The following is a 3,715-nucleotide window of genomic DNA, read 5'->3' on the forward strand; positions in this document are numbered from 1 at the left end:
GCTAGGCACGCTAACGCCCAGCCATTTGATAAACTCCAGCGTTTTTGGATTGCCCGCCGTTGAAAACGTGAGAAATATCGGCTCGGTTATCTTTGAGGCCGCACAGTCCTCTAAAAATTTACGCGTCATCTGCGCGTCAAAAATCGCCTGCGAGATGAAAAACTTCGCTCCCGCCGCGATCTTTTCGCGCATCCTTTGCGGTTCGTCGCCCTTTTTAGCGTGACGTTCGGCGATACATACGCCGCCAACGGCCAAATTTTCAAATTCGCCCGCGATCTCGTACGCGCGAGCCAAATTTAGCCGCACTTTTTGCGAGCTAGACGTAGCTCCCACAAGCACGTTTAAATTTGAGCTTTGTTCGGCTAAAGCAGCGCGAAATCCGTCCTCGTCGTAGCCGCTAGCCACGCGGTAAAAAACGCTCGGAGTCGCGACGCTTAGGTAGTTTCGGTAGTAAATTTCCGGACTTAATGTTCCGCTAAACTCGAAAGTCCGTTCGCTTTCGTTTCGCTCGCTCTCGTCTTGCACCTCGTAAAGCACGAGCCCGTCGGCGTTTACGCTTTCTATGCGCGCCGTCCAGCGGTCTGCTATCTCGCGCAGCTTGGCCTCCTCGAATTCGGCCTTGGGCGGTGTCAGTCCGTAGAGTACGAGCCCCTTTTCTTTGTTTAAAATTTTTTCTTTTAGCATGAAATTTCCAAATTTATAATGTAGAAAACCGCGCCGTTTGCGGTTAAATTTATGCTGCTGCGGCGCGTGCGCAGGATAAATTATTCGCCAGCGACAGGCATTTACTCCGCGTCAAATTTGAGCCGGTTTTAAATCTGAGCTCAAAATTTAGCGGACAAAGCCGCTTCGGCCGTAAATTTAAACGGCAAAAGCGGCAAATTTAGCCGAGTCGCAAGCGGTTAAATTTATGAATTTCTTACGATCTTGACGGCTTCGACCATATTTTTTAGGCTCGGCTCGACCTCTTCCCATTTGCGTGTTTTTAGGCCACAGTCAGGGTTGATCCAGAGCTGTTCTTTCGGCAGAACCTCGAGCAGCGCGCGGATCTGGCGCACGATCTCGTCGGTGCTAGGAACCCGCGGGCTGTGGATGTCGTATACGCCAGGGCCGACCTCTTGTTTGTAGCCGACGGATTTAAAGATCTTTAACAGTTCGTTGCCGCTGCGAGCGGTCTCTATGCTGATGACATCGGCGTCCATCACCTCGATGGTCTTGATGATGTCGTTAAACTCGGAGTAGCACATATGTGTGTGGATCTGAGTTTTTGGCTCGGCAGAGCTAACGGAGAGTTTAAAGCAATCAACGGCAAATTTCTCGTACGCAGGGATGTTTTCGGCGCGTAGCGGATAGCCCTCTTTAAACGCCGCTTCGTCCACTTGGATGATGCGGATGCCGGCATTTTGCAGGTCTGCGATCTCGTCAAATATGCAAAGCGCAAGCTGCTTAGCCACCTCGCTGCGAGGCAGGTCGTCGCGCACGAAGCTCCAGTTTAGCATAGTCACGGGACCCGTTAGCATGCCCTTCATTATGCGGCTGGTACGGCTTTGGGCGTATTTCATCCACTCGACGGTCATCGCTTTTGGGCGGCTCACGTCGCCAAAAAGTAGAGGCGGTTTCACGCAGCGGCTGCCGTAGCTTTGTACCCAGCCGTTCTCGCTAAATGCATACCCCTCGATCTGCTCGCCGAAATACTCGACCATGTCGTTGCGCTCAGGCTCGCCGTGGACCAGCACGTCTAGGCCGATATCTTCTTGAAATTTTACGCAGTCGTCGATGTATTTTTTGATGCCGGCTTCATATGCGCCAGCGTCAATCTCGCCTTTTTTGAAGTTTTGACGAAGCACTCTTAGCTCGACGGTTTGGGGGAAGCTGCCTATCGTCGTAGTCGGCAGGATGCCGTAGTTTAGGCTTTCGCGTTGGATTTTGATGCGATCTTCGAATTTATCTTCGCGCTCAAATTTGACTAGATTTTTCACGCGGTTTTGGACGTTTGAGGAGTGGATCAAATTTGACGTCGCGCGCGTTTTAACCGCAGCTTTGTTCTCTTCGTAAATTTTGCTCTCCGCCGCATTTAGCGCTACGCCGTTAGCTAGCTTGGTTATGATTTTGATCTCGTCTAGTTTTTCTACGGCGAAACTTAGCCAGCTTTTAACCTCGGAGTTTAGTTTTTCTTCGTATTTTAGGGTATAAGGCACGTGAAGTAGCGAGCAGCTAGGTCCGACGTAGAACTCTTTGCCGCCGATTTTCTCGCCGATCTCGCGGACTAAATTTACCTTTTCGTCGATGTTGCTTTTCCAGATATTTCGTCCGTCGATGACGCCTGCAAATAGCGTTAAGTGGCTGTTTTTGATAGTTTCAAGCGCCTCGAAATTTCTTTTGCCGTGAACGAAATCAAATCCGATGCCGTAAATTTTAGTTTTTGCTACCTCGACGACCGCTTTTAGCGCGTGCTCAAAATACGTCATAAACACGATTTTGACGTTGCTTGCGGCTGCGGCTAGCTCGTTATATACTTTGGCGATAACGCTAAGTAGGATTTCTTCGTTTTTATCAGTCGCGAAAATCGGCTCATCAAACTGCACCAAAATCTCATCGTCAAGCGTCGAAAGTAGCTCAAGAAGCTTTTTGTACTCGGCGACTAGAGCGTTTAGGTTTTTAAACGGACAGCTGCCGTCTGTGGCCTTTGAAAGCGCCAGAAACGTGATAGGGCCGATCAAATTTACCTTGCCTTTTACGCCAGCAGCCTTTGCCTCTTCGTATTCGGTAAGGATTTTTGACGCGTCTAGCTTAAAGGTCGTCTCGGCGCTAAGCTCAGGCACGATGTAGTGGTAGTTTGTGTTAAACCACTTCGTCATCTCCATCGCTACGCCGGTTTTGTTGCCGCGCGCGCAGGCAAAATATTGCTCTCGTCCGCTCAAATTCGCAAATCTAGGCGGTACCGCGCCAAATGCGACGATGTTATCAAGCATCAAATCGTAAAACGAAAAGTCATTTACGCTGATAGCCGAGATTTCGGCGTCTTTTTGGTATTGCCAGTGTCTATTTTTTAGCGTTTTAGCGACGCTTAGTAAATTTCCCTCGCTAAAGCCCTCTTTGCCGGCCCAAAGGCCCTCAAGCGCGCGTTTTAGCTCTCTTTTTTCTCCAATTCGCGGGAAACCCGTAACATAACTTTTTATCATTCTCTTTTCCTTTTTTTAAATTTTGTGATTTTTGGATTTAAATTTTAATTACATTATAAAACGGCGGGTGGCAACCGCTTTTTCTCAAACTAAAATAAAATTTATAAAAAACTCTACTAAATAAATTTTGCCCAAATTTCAAACACTGCCTCGCTTTATTTCTAAAAATGCAGTTGCAATGCATCGGACGCGGCGATAGAAATAAATTTATATTAATGTTTAAAAACGTGAAATTATTTAAAAATTCGGCTGTTTTTTTAAAGTCGTTTGCGGTTTTTTTGCTAAGATTAAAGAGTCTCAGGCATGGGGCAAGGCATTAAGCTCATCCTTTGGGGTCAAATTTGAGCCGTATTATAAAGATTTTTAAAAAATAAATCAAGAAGTTTTTATCAAATTTGGGCTAATTTGAGGCAGGCCGCAGCCCGCCCCTTAAATTTGCCTAGTCTTTTTTGCCTTTGTTTAGCGATTTTAGCTTGGCGTCGGTGTCATCAGTTAGCATCGTGAAGATTTCGTTAGTCAAATTTTTCGTTAAA

At 47.2% G+C, this 3,715-nt stretch carries 2 protein-coding genes; both read right to left on the reverse strand.

What is annotated here, in order from left to right:
- A partial coding sequence (locus ACTTJF_RS09905) for a methylenetetrahydrofolate reductase (protein WP_442551821.1) occupies window positions 1-684 on the reverse strand: 684 nt, incomplete at its 3' end.
- A gap of 224 nt (window positions 685-908) precedes the next feature.
- Window positions 909-3,182, reverse strand: coding sequence for a 5-methyltetrahydropteroyltriglutamate--homocysteine S-methyltransferase (metE, locus tag ACTTJF_RS09910; RefSeq protein WP_442551822.1), 2,274 nt, complete (start codon window positions 3,180-3,182; stop codon window positions 909-911).
- Between the last annotated feature and the right edge of the window lie 533 nt (window positions 3,183-3,715).

The sequence above is a fragment of the Campylobacter sp. genome, assembly GCF_052170435.1.
Classification (GTDB): domain Bacteria; phylum Campylobacterota; class Campylobacteria; order Campylobacterales; family Campylobacteraceae; genus Campylobacter_A.

Coding starts and splice junctions, on each gene's coding strand:
- metE (WP_442551822.1), bottom strand. CDS start 3,182: ATGATAAAAAGTTATGTTACGGGTTTCCCGCGAATTGGAGAAAAAAGA.